This is a genomic window from Geodermatophilus chilensis, assembly GCF_002802985.1.
GTDB lineage: Bacteria > Actinomycetota > Actinomycetes > Mycobacteriales > Geodermatophilaceae > Geodermatophilus > Geodermatophilus chilensis.
The window spans coordinates 1-19,532 of the sequence record NZ_NVPT01000106.1 but is presented as its reverse complement, the minus strand read 5'-3'; the positions used below and the strand labels follow the sequence as shown (position 1 = coordinate 19,532).

General features: G+C 75.5%; 19 protein-coding genes. 4 read left to right on the top strand and 15 right to left on the bottom strand.

Annotated features, from left to right (window positions below; translation table 11 throughout):
* Positions 1 to 106 precede the first annotated feature (106 nt).
* The 12 genes from CNO22_RS17530 to CNO22_RS17475 all read right to left on the bottom strand — a co-directional run bounded on the left by CNO22_RS17530 (position 107) and on the right by CNO22_RS17475 (position 11,940).
* Positions 107 to 892, bottom strand: a complete 786-nt coding sequence (locus CNO22_RS17530; protein ID WP_100500584.1) for an NAD(P)-dependent oxidoreductase — start codon at positions 890 to 892, stop codon at positions 107 to 109.
* A gap of 67 nt (positions 893 to 959) precedes the next feature.
* The gene (locus CNO22_RS17525) at positions 960 to 1,301 is read right to left on the bottom strand and encodes an STAS domain-containing protein (protein WP_100500583.1); all 342 of its coding nucleotides are present in this window, start codon (positions 1,299 to 1,301) and stop codon (positions 960 to 962) included.
* A gap of 63 nt (positions 1,302 to 1,364) precedes the next feature.
* A complete protein-coding gene (locus CNO22_RS17520) occupies positions 1,365 to 1,598 on the bottom strand; it encodes a ketohydroxyglutarate aldolase (protein ID WP_157936994.1) in 234 nt (77 codons plus the stop codon).
* 41 nt (positions 1,599 to 1,639) lie between these two features.
* Positions 1,640 to 2,929, bottom strand: coding sequence for a S8 family serine peptidase (locus tag CNO22_RS17515; RefSeq protein ID WP_100500581.1), 1,290 nt, complete (start codon positions 2,927 to 2,929; stop codon positions 1,640 to 1,642).
* A 201-nt stretch (positions 2,930 to 3,130) separates the two neighbouring features.
* The gene (locus CNO22_RS17510; RefSeq protein ID WP_100500580.1) at positions 3,131 to 4,792 is read right to left on the bottom strand and encodes a thiamine pyrophosphate-binding protein; all 1,662 of its coding nucleotides are present in this window, start codon (positions 4,790 to 4,792) and stop codon (positions 3,131 to 3,133) included.
* Positions 4,789 to 5,565, bottom strand: coding sequence for a cyclase family protein (locus CNO22_RS17505; protein ID WP_100500579.1), 777 nt, complete (start codon positions 5,563 to 5,565; stop codon positions 4,789 to 4,791). Before CNO22_RS17505 ends, CNO22_RS17510 begins: the two co-directional genes overlap by 4 nt.
* Positions 5,566 to 5,647: 82 nt before the next feature.
* Positions 5,648 to 7,315 carry a SpoIIE family protein phosphatase gene (locus tag CNO22_RS17500; RefSeq protein ID WP_100500578.1) on the bottom strand — a complete coding sequence of 556 codons (1,668 nt, stop codon included), beginning with the start codon at positions 7,313 to 7,315 and terminating at the stop codon, positions 5,648 to 5,650.
* Positions 7,316 to 7,406: 91 nt separating this feature from the next.
* Complete coding sequence (locus CNO22_RS17495) at positions 7,407 to 7,724, bottom strand: DUF1905 domain-containing protein (protein WP_100500577.1); 318 nt, start codon at positions 7,722 to 7,724, stop codon at positions 7,407 to 7,409.
* Between the two features lie 72 nt (positions 7,725 to 7,796).
* Positions 7,797 to 9,176: a chromate efflux transporter gene (gene chrA / locus CNO22_RS17490; RefSeq protein WP_100500576.1), complete on the bottom strand. Its 1,380-nt coding sequence runs from the start codon at positions 9,174 to 9,176 to the stop codon at positions 7,797 to 7,799.
* A 68-nt stretch (positions 9,177 to 9,244) separates the two neighbouring features.
* On the bottom strand, positions 9,245 to 9,844 hold the full coding sequence (locus tag CNO22_RS17485) for a YceI family protein (RefSeq protein ID WP_100500575.1): 600 nt from the start codon (positions 9,842 to 9,844) through the stop codon (positions 9,245 to 9,247).
* Between the two features lie 165 nt (positions 9,845 to 10,009).
* The gene (locus CNO22_RS17480) at positions 10,010 to 10,774 is read right to left on the bottom strand and encodes a crotonase/enoyl-CoA hydratase family protein (RefSeq protein ID WP_100500574.1); all 765 of its coding nucleotides are present in this window, start codon (positions 10,772 to 10,774) and stop codon (positions 10,010 to 10,012) included.
* The gene (locus tag CNO22_RS17475; protein ID WP_100500573.1) at positions 10,771 to 11,940 is read right to left on the bottom strand and encodes a CaiB/BaiF CoA transferase family protein; all 1,170 of its coding nucleotides are present in this window, start codon (positions 11,938 to 11,940) and stop codon (positions 10,771 to 10,773) included. Before CNO22_RS17475 ends, CNO22_RS17480 begins: the two co-directional genes overlap by 4 nt.
* 104 nt (positions 11,941 to 12,044) lie before the next feature.
* Here CNO22_RS17475 and CNO22_RS17470 point away from each other — a divergent pair, with 104 nt between their 5' ends.
* A complete protein-coding gene (locus CNO22_RS17470; protein ID WP_100500572.1) occupies positions 12,045 to 12,497 on the top strand; it encodes a MaoC family dehydratase in 453 nt (150 codons plus the stop codon).
* 2 nt (positions 12,498 to 12,499) lie between these two features.
* On the opposite strand, the gene CNO22_RS17465 is transcribed toward CNO22_RS17470, so the two are convergent.
* The 3 genes from CNO22_RS17465 to CNO22_RS17455 form a co-directional block, all read right to left on the bottom strand.
* Complete coding sequence (locus CNO22_RS17465; protein WP_232807126.1) at positions 12,500 to 13,201, bottom strand: helical backbone metal receptor; 702 nt, start codon at positions 13,199 to 13,201, stop codon at positions 12,500 to 12,502.
* 63 nt (positions 13,202 to 13,264) lie between these two features.
* Positions 13,265 to 16,498, bottom strand: coding sequence for a fused isobutyryl-CoA mutase/GTPase IcmF (gene icmF, locus CNO22_RS17460; RefSeq protein ID WP_100500570.1), 3,234 nt, complete (start codon positions 16,496 to 16,498; stop codon positions 13,265 to 13,267).
* 88 nt (positions 16,499 to 16,586) lie between these two features.
* On the bottom strand, positions 16,587 to 17,129 hold the full coding sequence (locus CNO22_RS17455; protein WP_100500569.1) for a GNAT family N-acetyltransferase: 543 nt from the start codon (positions 17,127 to 17,129) through the stop codon (positions 16,587 to 16,589).
* 49 nt (positions 17,130 to 17,178) lie between these two features.
* On the opposite strand from CNO22_RS17455, the gene CNO22_RS17450 reads away from it, so the two are divergent.
* From CNO22_RS17450 to CNO22_RS17445, 3 genes are all read left to right on the top strand, one after another.
* Positions 17,179 to 17,772, top strand: a complete 594-nt coding sequence (locus CNO22_RS17450; protein WP_232807125.1) for a TVP38/TMEM64 family protein — start codon at positions 17,179 to 17,181, stop codon at positions 17,770 to 17,772.
* A 92-nt stretch (positions 17,773 to 17,864) separates the two neighbouring features.
* Positions 17,865 to 18,008, top strand: a complete 144-nt coding sequence (locus CNO22_RS27805; RefSeq protein ID WP_157936993.1) for a hypothetical protein — start codon at positions 17,865 to 17,867, stop codon at positions 18,006 to 18,008.
* Positions 18,009 to 18,375: 367 nt separating this feature from the next.
* Positions 18,376 to 19,419: a DUF222 domain-containing protein gene (locus CNO22_RS17445; protein ID WP_100500567.1), complete on the top strand. Its 1,044-nt coding sequence runs from the start codon at positions 18,376 to 18,378 to the stop codon at positions 19,417 to 19,419.
* The last annotated feature ends 113 nt before the right edge of the window (positions 19,420 to 19,532 follow it).

The following is a 19,532-nucleotide window of genomic DNA, read 5'->3' as shown; positions in this document are numbered from 1 at the left end:
CGGGGTGGCTGACGGTGCTCCTCGGGTCGCGGTGTGCCACCACCGTGACGGGCCGGCCTGGGGGCGGCCCGGACCCGCGCTGTGCGTTCCCTGGACGAGCCGCCGGTCAGGCCGGGCGGTCGGGCTCGGCCAGGGCCGCCAGCTGGTCCCGCGCCGCGGCGGCCACCCGGGGCGGCACGCCCAGGTCGGCCAGCTGCTCGGCCGCGGCGGCCATCTCCGCGGTCCGGCGGCGGGCGTGCTGGCGGGACCCGGCGAGGAACACCTCGACGTCGGTCGCGGAGAAGCGGTCCAGCTCCGCACCGATGTCGCTCCGCAGCCAGTCGGCGAGCCCGGCCGCCTCCGCGCCCTCCATCGCCTCGACCACGGCGGCGGCCACGCCCTTCCAGAAGACGCTGCGCAGCAGCTTGCGGGAGATCGCTGCACCGGGTGGCCCGTCGAGCACGTCCACGGTCACGCCGAAGCCGGCCAGCACCTGCGCGTACCGGGGGGCATCGTCGCCGGACGCCAGCATCGGGGTGCGCAGCCCGCGCCCGGGCACGGTCGCGAGCAGCGCCACGTCGGCCACCGGGACACCCCGGCCGTCCAGGGCCGCGGCGAGGTCCCGCTTCACGCCGGGCGCGGCGGTGTTGAGGTCGGCCCACACCGCCCCGGGCTGCAGCCGTGGCAGCGCGTTGCGCAGCGCGACCGGTGCGTCAGCGGCGCTGTTCACGCTGAGCACCAGGTCGGCGTCGGCGACGGCGGCGGCCTCGTCGGCGCGCGGCAGGACGCCGGGTGGCGGGGCCACCCGCGGGTCGTAGCCCCGGACGTCGGCGCCGAGGGCGACCAGGTCACGGGCGATCTCCGCCCCGGCCTCCCCCAGTCCCAGCAGCGCGATCGCCGGCGGTCGGTCCACGGTCCCCACCTCCCGCGGCCCGGGCGGGCCGCCCCGGCGGACTGTAGGCCCTGACCGGTGGCGTCGGTCAGGCGCGGTCGCCGTCGGCGTGCACGAAGAGCACCGAGATGCCGGCCAGGTCGAGCACCTTGCGGAACCGCGGGGACGCCCACCGCAGCACTGCGGGCCGGCCGTCGCGGGCCGCGGACTGCGCCCACCGCACCAGCAGCGAGAGCCCGGTCGAGTCGATGTAGCCGACGGAGGCCACCTGCACCGCGGCCAGCTCGCGCTCGTCCACGCCGTCCGCGCGCATGAGCTGCACCAGGGGCTCGTCGACGTCGCCGAGCAGGTGCAGGACCGGGCCGGCGTCCTCGCGCACCACCCGGTACGCGCCGCTCGGCGGCTCGGATCCGGGGCTCAGGCGGTGCACGCCTCCACTCTGGCCGTGCCCGCCCCGGGCGACAAGGAGCACCCGGGCACCGTCACCGCATCGTCACTGCACCGCCGCGTCCGGAGGCGGCAGCCGGATGCTGCGGGCCTCCTCCACGGCGGCCACGCCCTCGACCCGCAGCTCGGCGAGCGCGTGCCCCACGGGCAGCTGCCCGGTGATCAGGCCGACCTCGGGCAGCACCTGCTCGACCTGCAGGCCGTGCCGGCGCAGCGACTGGGCGACCGCGTCCAGCTCGGCGAGGTGTACGTCGTCGACGGTGACGATCACAACGGGCACGGGGGAACGGTAGCCCCGGGGGGCACGGCCGGGGCGGGGTCTCACCGCGGCGCGAGTGGCAGCCCCGAGCCGACGTCCACCGAGGGGGCGGTCAGCCGCCGGGCGGACCGGGTCAGCGTCTGCCACAGCTCCCGCCCGCGCAGCCCGGTCTCCTCGGCCCACAGCGCGGCCAGGCCCGCGACGTGCGGCGTCGCCATGCTGGTGCCGCTGATCGTGTTGTAGCGGTCCGGCAGCGGCCACGAGGAGTGGACGTCCACCCCGGGCGCGGCCAGGTCGACCTGCCCGCCGGGGACGGCGGTGCTGCGGGCCGAGAACCAGGCGACCGCGAGCGTGGGGTCCAGCGCGCCGACGGCCAGGACGTCGGGGCTGTTGGCCGGCACGCCGACGAAGCCGACGTCCCCGTTCTTCCGGTCGGCGTTGTTGCCCGCGGCCGCGACGATCAGCGACCCCTGGTCCAGGGCGCGCCGGCCCGCCGCGGTGTAGGCCGGGCTGGGCTCGGCGACGTCGGCGCCCAGCGACATCGAGATGACCTGGCACCCGTTGCGCACCGCCCAGGCGATGCCGGCGAGGATCTCGGCGTCGGTGCCCGAACCCTCGTCGCTGAGCACCTTGCCCACGAAGACCTCGGAATCCGAGGCGACACCGTAGCCGCGGGACCCCTCCGGGGTGCGCGGGCCGCAGGCGGTGCCCACGACGTGCGTGCCGTGACCGTGCCCGTCCTGCGCGGCCTGGCCGGCGACGAACGAGGTGGCCGTGACCGCCCGGCCGGCGAAGTCGGGGTGGGTGAGGTCGATGCCGGTGTCGAGGACCGCCACCCGGATGCCGCGCCCGGTGCGCGGCGAGGCCGGCACCTCGGTGGCCTGCAGGCCCCAGGTGTACTCCGGGGTGTCGGCGTACGGCGGGGTGGCGGGCTCGGCGCTGCCGCCGGGCAGGTCCAGCAGCCGTCCGGTGAGGTCGGCGACGGCGTCCCGGTACCCGGCGAGGTAGCCCTCGGGGACCTCCGGCAGCACGTGGTGCACCAGCTCGGGCGTCACCGCGAGCACCGACCCGTCGGCGGCCAGCCGCCGCGGGTCGACGGCGGCCACGGCGAGGCCCAGCCCCGGGAAGACGACCGCGTCGGCCTGCCGCAGCGCCCGCGCGTCGGCGTCCCCCGGCTCGACGTCACGGGAGTCGGCCACGTCCGACAGCCCGGCCAGGCGGCGCAACGTGGCGGCGCCGTCCTCGTCCGGGTCGGCGAAGACCACCACGGAACGGCCGGTCGTCGCGGTCCCCGGCGGGACGCCGATCCGTGCCCGGCCCGGGTTCCTCCCGGCCGTCGGTCGTCCGATCACGGCTGCCTCCTCGTCCGGCGGTGGCCGGACGGGGACCGCCCGGTGCCGGAGGCCATCGTGACGCACCGCGACCCCACCCGCACCCTCGGCAGCCGCTTCCTCCCGGCCTCCCGAGCTCCGGACGCACCGTCGGCGCGCTCGTCACGCGCAGTCACTGCCGCCCGGGGGTGTCCGGCCGGACAGCGCACTGCCGCAGGGCCGTCAGTGGCCGCGGAACGCCTCCGCCAGCCACCACGACGGCTCGTCCGCGGCCACCTTCGCGTCGACGAGCAGCGGCGTGGTCGCAGTTCCTCCCGCCCACCCGGCCACCCACTCGGCCACCCCGGCGAGGTCCCGGAGCGCCCGCACGGTGACCGCCGTGAACCCGTGGCCCCGGGCCAGCGCGGCGAAGTCGGTCTCCGGGAAACGGACGGTGTCCAGCGGGTGCCCGTCCGGGCCGAAGTGGTGCACCTCGGCCCCGTACGCCGCGTCGTCGTAGACCACGACCACCATCGGCAGCCCCAGCCGGACGACGGTCTCCAGCTCGGAGGCCCCCATCAGCGCACCGCCGTCGCCCAGCGCGGCCACCGGCAGCCGGTCGGGCCGGGCCAGCGCGGCGCCGATCCCCGTCGCCAGGCCGAGCCCGACGGACTGGAAGGCCTGGGTGAAGCAGAACCCGAACTCGTCCGGGACGTCGAGGAACACGCTCGGCCACCCCATGAAGTTGCCCGAGTCGACGGCGACCACCCGCTCGGCCGGCAGCAGGTCGTCCAGCGCGATGGTCAGCGTGCGGGGGTCGATCCGGTCCGGCCCACCCGAGGGGGTGAACGGCACGTCGCGCCAGCGCACCCGCGCAGCGATCGCCGTCCGCAGTTCCGGGCTGCGGTAACCCGGTGCGACGTCGTCGCCGAGCGCGGCCGCCGCGGCCTCCGCCGTCCGCCGGACGTCGCCGATCACCCCCACGGCGACGTCGCGGTGGGCGCCGATCGCGGACGGGTCGTCGTCGACCTGCGCGACCACCGCGCCCTCGGCGATCAGCCGGCCGTGCCGCATGGTCCACATGTTCAGCGCGCAGCCCCAGCCGACCACCAGGTCGGCGCCGCCGACGAGCTCGGCGGCCAGCGGGGAGGCGAAGCCACCGGAGACGTCCAGCGACCAGGGACTGCTCCGGAACAGGCCCCGGGCCACCGCCGAGGTGGCCAGCAGTGCACCGCACCGGTCGGCCAGCGCATCCAGCGCCGCACGGGCACCGGGCCCGCGGGCGCCGCGGCCGGCCACGAACACCGGGCGCCGGGCGGATCGGAGAGCGGCCACCAGGCGGTCGACCTCCGCCGCGGCGGGCACCACCGGCGGCGGCGCAGGGACCTCCAGCGGGCCCGCCGGCAGCGCCAGCTCCGCGGCCTGGACGTCCAGCGGCAGGTTCAGCAGCACCGTACGGCGGCCGTGGACGGCGGTGCCGACGGCGACGGCCACCTGGTCCAGCGCCCCGGCCGCCGAGGTCACCCGCATCGGGACGGCGCCGACGGCGGTGGCCAGCGCCGCCTGGTCGACGGCGAAGTTCGACCGCGGCGAGGTGGCCTCGGCGGCCAGCACGACCAGCGGCGTCCGGCTCTTCGCCGCCTCGGTGATCCCGGTGAGCGCGTTGGTGAGCCCGCAGCCCTGGTGGAGCGTGAGCGCGGTCGGGCGGCCGCTCATCCGGGCGTGCGCGTCGGCGATCGTCGCCGCGCCGCCCTCGTGCCGCGCGGCCACGAATCGGGCGCCGGCGGCGACCATGGCGTTGGTGACGGCGAAGTTGCCCGACCCGACGACGCCGACGACCGTGTCGACGCCACAGCCGACCAGCGCCGTCCCGACCGCCTCCGCGACGGTGGTGCGGCCCGTCATCCCCGCTCGACCAGGGCCAGCACCCGGGCCGGGGAGCCCGAGCCGGAGACGATGGGCAGCGGCGCGGCCACCAGCACCGCCCCCGTCGGCGGCAGCAGCGCCAGGTTCTGCAGCTGGGTGAGCCCGTACTTGCCGCTGCCCATGAGCGCGGCGTGACAGGGGAACGGCGGGTCGAAGGAGTGCGCGGTGCCGGCGTCGGTGCCGACCGTCTCCACCCCCAGCCCGATCACCGGCGCCTCCTCGGCCAGCCAACGGGCGCACCTGGGCGAGATGCCGGGCGTGTGCGGGCCGGTGTCATCGGCGTTGAGGAACTCGTCCTGCGACGCGCTGCGGGCGTCCCACCCCGTGCGGTAGAGCAGCCACCCGCCCTCGGTCAGCGGGCCGTGCTCGGCCTCCCACGCCCGCACGTGGTCGACCTCGAGCAGGAAGTCCGGGTCGGCCGACGCCTCGGCGGAGAGGTCGAGAACGGCGGCCGGCGCGACCAGCCGGGCGGCCGGGACGGAGGCGACGTCGTCGCCGTCCGCGCCGGTGACCCAGTGGTTGGGGGCGTCGAAGTGCGTGCCGGTGTGCTCACCGGTCCGGATGTTGTTCCAGTACCAGGCCGGCCCCCGGTCGTCGTACCGGCTGAGCTCCTCCAACTCGAAGCGCGCGGTCTGCGCGAACTGCGGGGGGAGCGCGATGACCGGGGTCTCCGCCGACAGCGGGGCGGTGAGGTCGACGACCTCAATGCGCCCTCCGGCCAGTGCGGCGGCGAACGCGGACAGGGTCGACATGGGCGGGTCCTCCACGGGCTCGGGGTGCGGCCTGCCGAGCATGCCCTACGCCCAGGTCAGCGGGCCGCGACGGCTGCGCCGGTCAGCCGTCGTCCTGGGCGGAACAGCGGACGGCGACGATCGCGACGTCGTCCTCGGGCCGGCGCCCGACAATCCGCTCGATGAGCTCGTCGCACAGCCGGTCCACCGGCGCTCCGGCGAGCGTGCGCACCGCGGCGACCAGCCGCTCGGTGCCCTCGTCGATGCCGGTGCGGCCCTGCTCGACCAGGCCGTCGGTGTAGAAGACCAGCGTGTCGCCGGAGCCCACCTCGGCCATGGCGTCGCTGCGGGGCCGGGTCGAGTCGGCCCCCAGCAGCGTCTGCGGGCCGGCCTCGAGCAGCTCCACCCGGCCGTCGCCGCACACCAGCAGCGGCGGCAGGTGCCCGGCCGAGGACCAGCGCAGCACCCGCCGCCCGCTCCCGGCCAGCGCCGGCGGCTGCTCGATGCGGGCGATCAGCGCGGTGGCCAGGGTGCCGATCCGCAGGCCGGTGAGCGCGGCGTCGACCCGGGTGAGCACCCGCGCCGGCTCCTCGCACCGGTCGTAGGCGATGCCGCGCAGGATGCTGCGCACCTGCCCCATCGCCGCCGCGGCGTCGACGTTGTGGCCGACGACGTCGCCGATGACCAGCAGCGTCGCACCGTCGGGCTGCTGGAAGGCGTCGTACCAGTCGCCGCCGACGTGCAGGGTGCTCGACGCCGGCAGGTAACGGACGGCGATCTCCAGGTCGTCGGGCTGCGGTGGCGGGGTGAGCAGGCTGCGCTGCAGGGTCTCGGCGACGGCGAGCTGGCGGCCGTAGAGCCGGGCGTTGTCGATCGCCAGCGAGGCGCGGCGGGCCACCTCGACCGCGGTGGCGATCTCCATCTCGCCGTGCGGCGGCCGGGACGAGTCGTTCACCAGGACCAGCACGCCGAAGGTCTCCGCGCGCGCCCGCAGCGGGACGATGGTCATCGAGTCGGCGTCCAGCCGCTCCCAGGCCGCGCGCACCTCGTCGCTGCCGCCGAACGCCGGCTCCACGACCGCCGGGTCGATCACCGGCAGGTGGATCGGCTCACCGGTGAGCAGGGAGGTCACCATCGGGTTGTCGTCGGCCGCGGCGCGAACTCTCCTGCTCAGGTAGAGGTCGAGATCGGCCGCCCGGCCCGGGTCGCGGTGCGCCCACCCCTCGTCGGCGGGGCCGCCGTCATCCCCGAGCACGCTGACCAGTGCCCAGTCGCACAGCCGGGGGACGACGAGCTGAGCCAGCGTGGCCACCGACTCCGCGGCGTCCAGGGTGCTGGTCATGGCCTCGCTCACCTCGGCGAGGAAGCGCAGCCGGTCGTACTCGGCCGCCTCGGCGGCGGGGTCGACCGTGCCGTCGGGCACCGGGCCGACGCTGCGCCGCAGCGAGACGTGCAGCCGGTCGCCGGCCCGCTGCGCGGTGGCGTCGAGCCAACAGCCCGCCGGTGGGTAGAAGCCGCGCCAGGTCACCCGGCCGCCGGCGCTGCGGGCGTGCAGCAGGAAGCTGTGGAAGATCGTGCCGGCCAGCTCGGGCAGCGCGATCCAGATGTTGCGGCCGGTCAGCTCCTCGCGCCGCCGGCCGAACAGGTCGGCGGTCGCCTGGTCCACCGAGACCAGGTTCCAGTCGCCGTCGAAGACCGCGACGCCGGGCGGCTGCCCGTCCGCCGCTGCGGACCCGGGGTCGACCGTCGCGGACGCTGCCGCATCGCTCACGTCTCCCCCCGCCTCCGTCCGTGGGCAACCGCCCGTTGACGCAGGGAATCTACGCCAGCGCCGCCGCCGCGCCCGGGAGCGACAGGGTCGGTCAGCCGAGGCGCTCCTCGAGGTGCACGGTGACCTCCTCGCCCGCCTCCTTGCCGATGGCCCGGCGGACGTCGACGGCCACCGGCAGCTTGTGCGTGCCGTCGCCGAGGGCCATGAAGGAGCTGCGGAACGGGTGACCGTCGATGGTGCCGCGGACCTTGACCAGGCCGCGCGTGCCGAAGAACTCCGCCGAGCCCGTCATCTGCACGTAGGTCCAGCCGCCGGGCGCGGGGCTGCGGACCAGGGTCGCGGAGAACGCGGTGTCCAGCGGGCCGCTGCGCTGGGGCCGGCTGCCGGGGGGTCGCGGCGTCGTGGTCATACCCTTCCGACCGCACGGCGAGCCGGAACTCATCGAGCGCACGTCCTGCCCGATCCCGGCAGGGGTCCTCCTTCAGCCGACGGGCAGCCCGGCCAGCCCCGCGACCAGGCCCAGCAGCGCGCACACGCCGAGGGTGCGCAGCACCGACCAGCGCAGCCGGAACAGCAGCACCGCGGCCACGACGGCGATGGCCAGCGACACCGGCCGCAGCGTCGCCGGGTCGGGCAGCTCCAGGTGCAGCGGCCCGCGGTCGACGTCGACGGTCTCGGAGAACAGCGTGTGGACGGCGAAGTAGACGCCCAGGTTCGCGATGACGCCGACCACCGCCGCGGTGATCCCGGTCAGCGCCGCCGACAGCGACCGGTTGCCGTGCAGCCGCTCCATGTACGGCGCCCCGAGCAGCACGAACAGGAAGCTCGGCACGAAGGTCACCCAGGTGACCAGCAGCGAGGCGAGGACGGCGGCGACCCACGGGTCGAGCGCGCCCGGGTCGCGGTACGCGCCGAGGAAGGCGACGAACTGCACGACCATGATCAGCGGCCCGGGCGTCGTCTCGGCCAGCGCCAGCCCGCGCACCATCTCCCGGGGACCCAGCCAGCCGTGAACCTCCACCGCCTGCTGGGCCACGTAGGCCAGCACCGCGTAGGCGCCGCCGAAGGTCACCACGGCCGTGCCGGAGAAGAACAGCCCCTGCTGGGTGAGGACGCTGCCGGTGCCGGTCAGCAGCGCGACCGCGGCCACCGGCACGCCCCACACCAGCAGGCCGACCAGCAGCACCCGCAGCGTCCGGCGCGCGGTGGGCGGCTCGGCGTGCAGCACGTCGTCGCTGACGACCGGTGGCGGGCCGTCGTCCTCCGCGTCGGCCGCCGCCTCCCGCGTCAGCGCGGCCGGGCGCCGGCGGCCCAGCGCCCAGCCGGCGACGCCGGCCAGCGCCACGACGACCGGGAACGGGACGCCGACCAGCGCCAGTGCCAGGAACGCCGCGACCGCGATGGCGACCAGGGCGCGGCTGTCCAGCGCCCGCCTGGCCACCCGCTGGACGGCCTGGACGACGATGGCGAGCACCGCGGGGGCGAGCCCGGCGAACACCGCGAGGACGGCGGTGGTGTCCCCGAAGGCGACGTAGACGGCCGACAGCGCCAGCAGCGCGACGACGCCCGGCAGCACGAACAGCCCACCGGCGGCCAGGCCTCCGCGGGTGCCGTGCAGCAGCCAGCCGACGTAGGTGGCCAGCTGCTGGGCCTCCGGGCCGGGCAGCAGCATGCAGTAGTTCATGGCGTGCAGGAACCGGCGCTGGCCGATCCAGCGGTGCTCGTCGACGAGCGTGCGCTGCATGACCGCGATCTGCCCGGCCGGGCCGCCGAAGGTCTGCAGCGAGATGAGGAACCAGGCCCGCACCGCGGTGCGGAAGGGCACCACGGTCTGCCCGTGCGCGGGGGGCTCGTGGTCCACGACGCCATCATCCCGAGCCGGGAACGGCGCCCTCCAGGGCGCCCCCGGGCCCGCGCGGGGGTCCTCGCTCAGGCGACGCGGACGGCGGAGACGTCGAACTCGATCTGGATGCGGTCGCTGACCAGCACGCCGCCGGTGTCCAGCGGGGTGTTCCAGGTCAGGCCCCAGTCGCTGCGCTTGATCGCCAGCGCGCCCTCGAAGCCGACCCGGGTGTTGCCGAACGGGTCCTTGGCCGAGCCGGTGAGCGTGAAGTCCACCGACACCGGCTGGGTGGTGTCCCGGATGGTGAGCTCGCCGGTGACCGTGTAGGTCTCCTCGTCGACCTTTTCCACGTCGGTGGAGACGAAGACGATCTCGGGGTAGGTCTCGACGTCGAGGAAGTCCGCCGAGCGCAGGTGCGCGTCGCGGTCGGCCTGGCCGGTGTCGATGCTGGCGGTCCGGATGCGCAGCGACACCGAGCTGGCCGCGGGGTCGGCGACGTCGAGGTGCGCCGTCCCGCTGAAGTCGGTGAACGACCCGCGCACGGTGGTCACCATGGCGTGCCGGGCGCGGATCCCGATCCGGGTGTGCGCGACGTCGACCTCGTAGTCCCCGGTGACGTCGACGAGCGCGCTGGTGGCCGCGTCGAAGTCGGTGGGGTCCGCGTCAGGTGCCCGGTGCTTGCCCACGGTGGCCCTCCTTCCCCCTCTGCCCGCACCATCCTGGCTGATCCCGTCCGGCGCGGACACGCCAGGGTCCCGCACCGGCCGTTGCGCAGGTCACGGCCGCGGGACGCCGGGGCTCGCGAGGCGGTCGCCACCGCCCGTTCCCGGCGCTCGCTCCGGGGAGGGTCCTCAGCGGCCGTGCCAGACCGGGCGGCGCTTCTCGGCGAAGGCCGTGGCACCCTCCCGGGCGTCCTCGCTGGTGAAGACCGGCGCGACGAGCTCGTCCTGGCGCTGCCAGCCCTCCGCGGTGGTCCAGTCGGCGCCGCCGAGGACCACCGCCTTGGTCGCGGCCAGGGCCAGCGGGCCGTTCGCGGCGATCGTCGCGGCCAGCGCGAGGGCGCCCTCCAGCGCACCGCCCTCGGGGGTGACCCGGTTGACCAGGCCCACCTCCGCGGCCCGCCGCGCGTCGATCGGGTCGCCGGTCAGCAGCATCTCCATCGCCACGTTGCGCGGCACCCGCGCGGGCAGCAGCAGCGCGCCCCCGCCGGCGGCGACCAGCGAGCGCTTGACCTCGGGCACCCCGAAGCGCGCGGTCTCGGCGGCGACCACCAGGTCGCAGGCGAGCACCAGCTCGAAGCCGCCGGCCAGCGCCCAGCCCTCGACGGCGGCGACCAGCGGCTTGCGCGGCGGGGTCCGCGTGATGCCGCACAGCCCGCGGCCCTCGATGGCCGGGGTCTCGCCGCGGAGGAAGGCCTTGAGGTCCATGCCGGCGGAGAAGGTCCCGCCGGCGCCGGTGAGGACGCCGACCCGCAGCTCGTCGGAGGCGTCGAGCTCGTCGACCGCCGCGGCCACGCCCTCGGCGACGGCGCGGTCCAGCGCGTTCCTCGCCTCGGGCCGGTCGATCGTGACGACCAGGACGCCCTCGCGCCGCTCGACCCGCACCCCGTCACTCACCGCTGCTCCCCTCGGTCGACCTGCACCACGGCGCCGGCCTCCAGCAGGCCGGCCACCTCCCCTTCGCCGAAGCCCCACGCGGCCAGCGCCGTCCGGGTGTCCTGACCGGGCGCACGGGGTGCGCCGCGGACCGCGCCCGGGGTGCGCGAGAAGCGCGGCGCCGGCGCCGGCGCCGGGTGTCCGCCGCGCTCGACGAAGGTGCCGCGGGCGGCCAGGTGCGGGTGGGACGGCGCCTCGGTGAGCCCGAGCACCGGCGTCACGCAGGCGTCGGTGCCGGCGAAGGCCTCCGCCCACTGGTCGCGGGTGCGGGTGGTGAAGGCGGCGGCGATCCGCGCACGCTGCTCGGGCCAGCGGGCGGCGTCGAGCTGCCCGCCGTGCGCGTCGGGGTCGATGCCCAGGCCGGCGAGCAGCTGGGCGTGGAACTGCGGCTCGATGGCCCCGACGGCGACGTGCCGGCCGTCGGCGCAGGCGTAGGTGCCGTAGAAGGGCGCGGCGCCGTCGAGCAGGTTGGCCGCGCGGCGGTCCTGCCAGGCGCCGGCGGCGAGCAGGCCGTAGACCATCGTGACCAGTGAGCTGGCGCCGTCCACCATGGCCGCGTCGACCACCTGCCCGCACCCACTGGTCCCCCGCTCCAGCAGGGCGGCGAGCACGCCGACGACGAGGAACAGCGCGCCGCCGCCGAAGTCCGCGCCGATGTTCAGCGGCGGGACCGGCGCCTCCGCCGGGCCGATGGCGTGCAGGGCGCCGGTGAGGCCGAGGTAGTTGATGTCGTGCCCGGCGCGGTCGGCCATCGGGCCGTCCTGGCCCCAGCCGGTCATCCGCGCGTAGACCAGCCGCGGGTTGCGGGCCCAGCAGTCATCGGGGCCGACGCCGAGCCGCTCGGTGACGCCGGGCCGCAGCCCCTCGACGAGCACGTCGGCGGACTCCACCAGCCGCAGGACGACGTCCCGGCCGGCCGGGGTCTTGAGGTCGACGGCGACCGACGGGCGGCTGCGGCCCAGCGCGTCGCGCTCCGGCGGCACCAGGTGCGTGCCGCCGCCGGGCCGGTCCACCCGGACGACGTCGGCGCCCAGCTCGGCCAGCAACAGGCAGGCGTAGGGAGCGGGGCCCAGGCCCGCCAGCTCGACGACGCGGGTGCCCGCGAGGGGGCCGGAGGGCGGCAGCACGGGACGCACCGTAACGCCCTACGGTCCACCTCGTGAGCGGACAGGGACGTGAGCATCGCAGCGAGGAACGAGCGAGGAGCGGAGCGTCCCGCGGGAGCGAACCGGTGTCGTCGAGCGAGCGCTGGTTCGAGGACTACGTGCCCGGGACGACCGCCGAGCACGGCCCGCTGCGGGTGGAGGAGGACGACGTCGTCGACTTCGGCCGCCGGTTCGACCCGCAGCCGTTCCACGTCGACGCCGAGGCCGCGGCGGCCGGCCCGTTCGGCGGGTTGATCGCCAGCGGCTGGCACACCTGCGCGCTGATGATGCGGCTGCTCGCCGACGAGTACCTCTCCCCCGTCTCCAGCCTCGGCTCCCCCGGCGTCGACGAGCTGCGCTGGGTGGCCCCGGTGCGACCGGGTGACGAGCTCACCCTGCGGACGACGGTGGCCGACGCCCGGCCGTCCCGGTCGAAGCCCGACCGCGGGCTGGTGCGCACCCACGTCGAGCTGCTGCGGCAGGACGGCACGGTCGTGCTGACCATGACCGCGATGAACCTGATCCGGGCTCGTCCCTGAGTTCAGCCGGCAACCGCCGCGAGCAGCCGGGCGCGGGCCGGGCCGAGCGAGGGGCCGTACCAGGTGAGGTCGCGGCCGGAGACCAGGGCGGTGCGGATCCCGGGGAAGGCCTCGGGTCCGTCGTCGGCGGTGAACACGTACGGCTCGTCGGGGAGGACGACGACGTCCGGCCCGGCCGCCCGCACGGTCTCGACCGCCACCTTCGGGTAGCGGTCCGCGGCGTCGGCGAAGACGTTGACCAGCCCCAGCCGGGCCAGCACGTCGCCGGTGAAGGTGCGTGGCCCGACCACCATCCAGGGGTCGCGCCACACCGGGACGGCGACCCGGCACGGCGGCGTCGGCACCGGGCGGGCCCACTCCGCAGCGGCCGCGGCCAGCCAGCCCGGCTCGCCGACGTCGAGGACGTCGACGAACAGCCGGCGCATCGAGGCCAGCGCCTCGTCGACCGACTCGATGACGGTCACCCACACCGGGACGCCGGCCGCCCGCAGCCGGTCGACGTCCAGCCGCCGGTTCTCCTCCCGGTTGCAGACGACGAGGTCCGGCTCGAGCGCCGCGATCGCCGCGCGGTCGGGGTTCTTGGTGCCCCGGACCCGCGGCACGTCGAGCCCGGCCGGGTGGGTGCACCAGTCGGTCGCGCCGACCAGCCGCCCGGGGACCGTCTCCGCCAGCGCCTCGGTGAGCGAGGGGACCAGCGAGACCACCCGCCGCGGCGGCCGCGGCAGGTCGACATCGGTCCCGAGGTCGTCAGTGAACAGGGTCGTCTCTCACACGTTGCGCCGGTACTGCCCGCCGACCTCGAAGAAGGCGCCGCTGATCTGGCCGAGCGAGCAGACCCGGACGGCGTCCATCAGGGCGGCGAAGACGTTGCCGCCCTCGGTCGCCGCCCGCTGCAGCTCGGCCAGCGCGGCCGGGGCCTCGTCGGCGTGCCGGGCGTGGAAGTCCGCGAGCCGCTGCAGCTGCGACTGCTTCTCCGCCTCGGTGGCGCGGGCGAGCTCCAGCGGCTTGGGCGGGGTCTCGGCGCGGTGCGGGTCGAGGAAGGTGTTGACCCCGACGATCGGCAGGCTGCCGTCGTGCTTGCGGTGCTCGTAGAGCATCGACTCGTCCTGGATCTTGCCGCGCTGGTAGCCGGTCTCCATCGCGCCCAGCACGCCGCCGCGCTCGGCGATCCGGTCGAACTCGGCCAGCACGGCCTCCTCGACCAGGTCGGTGAGCTCGTCGATGACGAACGAGCCCTGCAGCGGGTTCTCGTTGCCGGCCAGCCCCCACTCCTTGTCGATGATCATCTGGATGGCCAGCGCCCGGCGGACCGAGTGCTCGCTCGGGGTGGTCACGGCCTCGTCGTACGCGTTGGTGTGCAGGCTGTTGGCGTTGTCGTAGACGGCGCAGAGGGCCTGAAGCGTCGTCCGGATGTCGTTGAAGTCCATCTCCTGCGCGTGCAGCGACCGGCCCGACGTCTGCACGTGGTACTTCAGCTGCTGCGACCGCGGCCCGGCGCCGTACCGCTCCTTCATCGCGACCGCCCAGATGCGCCGGGCGACCCGGCCGATCACCGAGTACTCGGCGTCCATGCCGTTGGAGAAGAAGAAGGACAGGTTGGGCACGAAGTCGTCGATCGCCATCCCCCGCGCCAGGTAGGCCTCGACGTAGGTGAACCCGTTGGCGAGGGTGAAGGCCAGCTGGCTGATCGGGTTCGCCCCGGCCTCGGCGATGTGGTAGCCGGAGATCGAGACCGAGTAGAAGTTGCGCACCCGGTGCTCGATGAACCACTGCTGGATGTCGGCCATGCAGCGCAGCGCGAACTCGGTCGAGAAGATGCAGGTGTTCTGGCCCTGGTCCTCCTTGAGGATGTCGGCCTGCACCGTGCCGCGGACGGTGGCCAGCACGAACGCCCGGATCTCCTCCGCCTCGGCGGCGTCGGGCTCGCGGCCCTCCTCCTCGCGGAACCGGTCCAGCCGCTGGTCGATCGCGGTGTTGAGGAACATCGCGAGGATCGCCGGCGCCGGGCCGTTGATCGTCATCGACACCGAGGTGGTCGGGTCGCAGAGGTCGAACCCGGAGTAGAGGACCTCCATGTCGTCGAGCGTGGCGATGGAGACCCCGGAGGTGCCGACCTTGCCGTAGACGTCGGGGCGCGGGGCGGGGTCGCGGCCGTAGAGGGTGACCGAGTCGAACGCGGTCGACAGCCGGGTGGCCTCATTGCCCTGGCTCAGCAGCTTGAAGCGGCGGTTGGTGCGGAAGGCGTCGCCCTCGCCGGCGAACATCCGCGCGGGTGCCTCGCCGGAGCGCTTGAAGGGGAAGACGCCGGCCGTGAACGGGTAGCCGCCGGGCAGGTTCTCCCGGCGCAGGAAGCGCAGCAGGTCGGCGGCGTCGGTCGTGCGCGGCAGCGCGACCCGGCGCACCTTGTTGCCCGAGAGCGTCTCGCGGGTCAGCGGGGTGCGGATCTCCCTGCCGCGGACGGTGTAGACGTACTCGTCGCCGGAGTACGCCTCGACCCGGGCCGGCCACTCGTCGAGCAGCTCGCGCACCTCGGGCAGCAGCTCGCGGTCGGCGGCCTCGACCGCGGCGCGGGCGGCCTCGGCGGCGTCCCCGTCCAGCACCTCGGCGGCGGTGGTCAGGTGCTGCCGGCGGCGCACGACGTCGGCCTGCTGGTCGGTCCGCGCGTGGTACCCGCGGACGGCCTCGGTGATCTCGGCGAGGTACCGCGCGCGCTGCGCGGGGACGACGCTGGTCAGGCCGGACGACGCCTTGACGTCGACCCGCGGCAGGACGCCGGCGCCCGCGGGCAGCCCCTCGTCGACGAGCAGGCCGAGCAGGTGCTGGTAGAGCGCGGTCACGCCGTCGTCGTTGAACCGGGCGGCGCTGGTGCCGAAGACCGGCATGTCCTCCCAGGGCTGCCCGAACGCCTCGCGGTTGCGCACCATCTGCCGGGCGACGTCCCGCCGGGCGTCCTCGGCCCCGCGCCGCTCGTACTTGTTGATCGCGACGACGTCGGCGAAGTCGAGCATGTCGATCTTCTCCAGCTGCGACGCGGCGCCGAACTCCGGTGTCATCACGTAGAGCGCCACGTCGGAGAACGGCACGATCCCGGCGTCGCCCTGCCCGATGCCGGGCGTCTCGACGATCACCAGGTCGAACCCGGCGGCCTTGACCGCGCACAGCACGTCGTCCAGGTGCTCGGGGGTCTCGGCGCCGGCGGCGCGGGTGGCCAGCGAGCGGAAGAAGGTGTGCGCGCCCTCGCCGGTCTCCAGGGCGTTCATCCGGATGCGGTCGCCGAGCAGCGCGCCGCCGCCGCGGCGCCGGGTGGGGTCGATCGCCAGGACGGCGACCCGCAGTTTGTCCTCCTGGTCGGTGCGTAGCCGGCGCAGCAGCTCGTCGGTGAGCGAGGACTTGCCCGAGCCGCCCGTTCCGGTGATGCCCAGGACCGGCACCGTCCGGCCCTCGGCCGCCTGACGCACCCTGGTCGCGAGCTCGGCGTCGTGGCCGGACTCCAGCACGGTGATCGCGCGGGCCAGGGCGGCGGGGTCGCCGGTGAGGAGCGCCTCGACGTCCGGACCGCTCGTGGTCAGGTCGACGTCGCACTCGCGGATCAGCTCGTTGATCATCCCGGGCAGGCCGAGGCGCTGACCGTCCTCGGGGCTGAAGATCCGCACGCCCCGCTCCCGCAGCGCGGCGATCTCCTCGGGCACGATCACGCCGCCCCCGCCGCCGAAGACCTTGACGTGCCCGGCGCCGGCCGCGGCCAGCCGCTCGACCAGGTAGCCGAAGTACTCGACGTGCCCGCCCTGGTAGGAGGAGATCGCCACCCCCTGCACGTCCTCCTCCAGCGCCGCCCGGACGACGCTGTCGACGCTGCGGTCGTGCCCGAGGTGCACGACCTCGGCGCCTTGGCTCTGCAGCAGCCGGCGCATCACGTTGATCGCCGCGTCGTGGCCGTCGAACAGGCTCGCCGCGGTGACGAAGCGGACCGGGTGGGTGGGGACGTGCAGGTCGGACGGCATGCCGCTCCCGGGGGTCGGACGCGCGACGGACCCGCGCCGATTTAGTTGGACGTCCTAGTATCTCCCGGCAGCGGGGCCGTGTCCATGGTCAGGCCAGAGGGGCGGGCGGCGTGCCGTCGTCCGCCGGACCGCCGCCGAGCGGGCGCTGGAACCAGGCGACGTCGTGCCAGCGGCCGAGCTTCCAGCCGACCCGCCGGTAGGTGCCGACCGGCTCGAAGCCCATCGCCACGTGCAGGCCGACGCTGGCGTCGTTGGGCAGCGCGACGCCGGCCAGCGCGGTGAGGTGGCCCCGGGCGGCGAGGCGGTCGAACAGCGCGGTGTAGAGCGCGCGGCCGGTGCCGGTGCGGCGGCGCCCGGTCTCGGTGTAGACGCTCACCGACGTCGACCAGTCGTAGGCGGCGCGGGCGTTGAACGGCGCGCCGTAGGCGTAGCCGACGACCCGGCCGCCGTCCTCGAGGACCACCCAGGCGTGCCGGGCGAGCGCGGCCGCGATGCGGGCGGCCACCGCCCCGGCCGTGGGCGGCTCCAGCTCGAAGGAGACGGCGGTGTCGCGGACGTAGGGCGCGTAGACCTCGGCGCACGCCACGGCGTCCTCGACCGTCGCGTCCCGGACCAGCCAGTTCTCCGCCATCCGGTCATGGTGCACGTCGGCTGTCGGGCCGGTCCGTAGCGTGGGGGACGTGCACCGCGGCCCCGGCTCACCCCAGCCGGAGCCGGAGAGTCCGCCGGCGCGCCGGCCGTGGCTGCGGCTCGCCATCCTCGGGCTGCTGCTCGTGGCGGCGACGGTGGTGGCACTGACGGTCGAACGGCCCGGCGTCCCCGCACTGCAGGGCTGGCTGGACGACGCCGGTCCGCTGAGCTGGGCCGCCGTCGTCCTCGGGGTGTCTGGCGCGCTGATGACCCCGGTCCCGCGGACCGCCCTGTCGGTGCTGCTGGGCGCCGCGGCCGGGTTCCCCGCGGGGCTCGCGGTGGCGGTGCTCGCCGGCTGGCTCGGCGGGATGGGCGGCTTCGCCCTCGGCCGGCACCTGGGCCGCGACGCCGTCGCCCGGCTCGCCGGCCCACGACTGGCACGCGCCGACCGCCTCTTCGGCGACCGCGGCTTCCTCGCCGTCGCGCTCGGGCGGATGAGCCCGGTGCCGTTCTGGGTCGTCAGCTACTCCGCCGGCCTGTCGAGCATCCGGTGGCTGCCCGCCACGCTCGGCACCGTCGTCGGCGTCGTGCCCGGTGCGGTGCTGCACGTCGGCATCGGCGCCTCCGTCGTCGGCTGGTTGTAACCCCCTTTCGGGTCACCTCGGGCGCGCCGGGTTCCCGCAAGGCGTGGCTGGTGTCACAATGGTGAACAACAGGTGAACGAGAGGTGGCTGTCATGCGCATCAACACGTGTCCGCAGGTCCGTTGGGTCCCCGTCGTGGACAGCGCCGGGCACCGGCACATGGAGATGCGCTGGACCGTGCCCAGCAAGCCGACGGCGCAGCCCACCGCCGCCCCGTCCACGCTGCGCGCCGCCTGACCCGACCTCGTCACACCACCCCGCCGTTGCCTGGTGATCGGCGGGGTCCCGTGACGCCTTGACGCGGGTCACCCGGTCGAGTCCCCGGCACCGGCCGGGTCGGACCGGGCTGCGCCACGGTTCCGGCCACCCGGCTGCTCCGGCCGCCTCCGGGCGCTCTCGCTGGTGATCATGGGCTTGTCGTCGGGCGCGACGGTGTGTCGGCGCGTGTCGCCTGCACCAACTCCATGGTCGACCCGGGGTGACTCGGCGGCCCACTGACTGCCCGCTCCGACGGGCTCCGCAGATCCGCCGCAACGGCAAGATCGACCCGGCGTTCTCGCTGCTCAGGCCCGGAAGTGTCGTACCCCCGGCCTAGCGTGGGGGCATGTTCTTCGGCAGCGGGTTCGGCGTCGCGCTGACCGTGGCCGAGCTGACCCCGCCGCCACCGCAGTTCGGCCCGCCGGTCACCTCCTCGCCCTCGCTGGGCCAGCTGCTGCCGGTGTACGCCCGCTCACCAGAGCAGAAGGCGCGCGAGCTGCAGCGGATCGACCAGCTGGAGGCCGCACTCGCCGCGTACGAGCTGGAGGTGGTGGCCGGGTTCGCCGCCGACCGGCCCGCGTCGGCCGACCGCCGGCCCGGGGAGCCCGGTGCCGCGGCCGATGAGGATTCGCTTCCGGGGCCGGGGACGCCGGAGGGCGTGTCGGAGTTCTTCGCCGACGAGCTGGCGCTGACGTTGAACTGTGCGCGGGCGTCGGCGACGACGTTGACCGAGCACGCGCTGACGTTGACCCGGTCGCTGACCGCCACCCACACCGAGCTCGCGCAGGGCCGGCTGGACTGGCCCCGTGCCCGCACCATCAGCGAGGAGCTGGGCTGGAAGGTGCGCGGCACCGACCCCGCGGTGATCGCCGCGGTGGAGGCCGCGGTGCTGCCCGCGGCTCCCTCGCTGCCGGTCCGCAGGCTCAAGGCCCGGCTGCGGGCAGAGCTGGCCGCCCGCGACGCCGCGGCGTCGGACCGGCGCCGGAACAGGGCGCATCGGGCGGTCAACGTCACGCGCCGCCCGGTCGGGGACGGGATCGGTGAGCTGGTCGCCGGCATGCCCGATGAGCTGGCCGCGGCCCGCCAGGCCACCGTGGACGAGCTGGCCTGGCGGGCGAAGAAGGCCGGGGACGACCGGCCGATCGGCATGCTGCGCTCCGGCATCCTCGCCGACCTGGTGCTGCGCCCCTGGGCGGCCCCCGAGCCGGTCGCCGCGCACCTCGAGGTGCAGGTGCCGTTGGGTGCGCTGTCCCCGCAGCGTTTCCTCGCCTCCGGCGCCCCGCTGCCGCCGGCGTTCGCGCGGCCCGGCAGCGTCGCCGGGAGCGAGGCCGGTGACGCATGGCCGCGGTCCGTGGCCGAGCCGACCGGGCCTGTCAAATCTTCTGTGTAAGCGGGCGTGACCTCCTGTAGTGGATGCTGGTCAGAGGGGTAGGCGGTCGGGGAACTGGAGGGCGAAGGCGTTGAGTGCGGTTTTCCAGCCGTGGGTGCCGGTGCCGGCTTCAC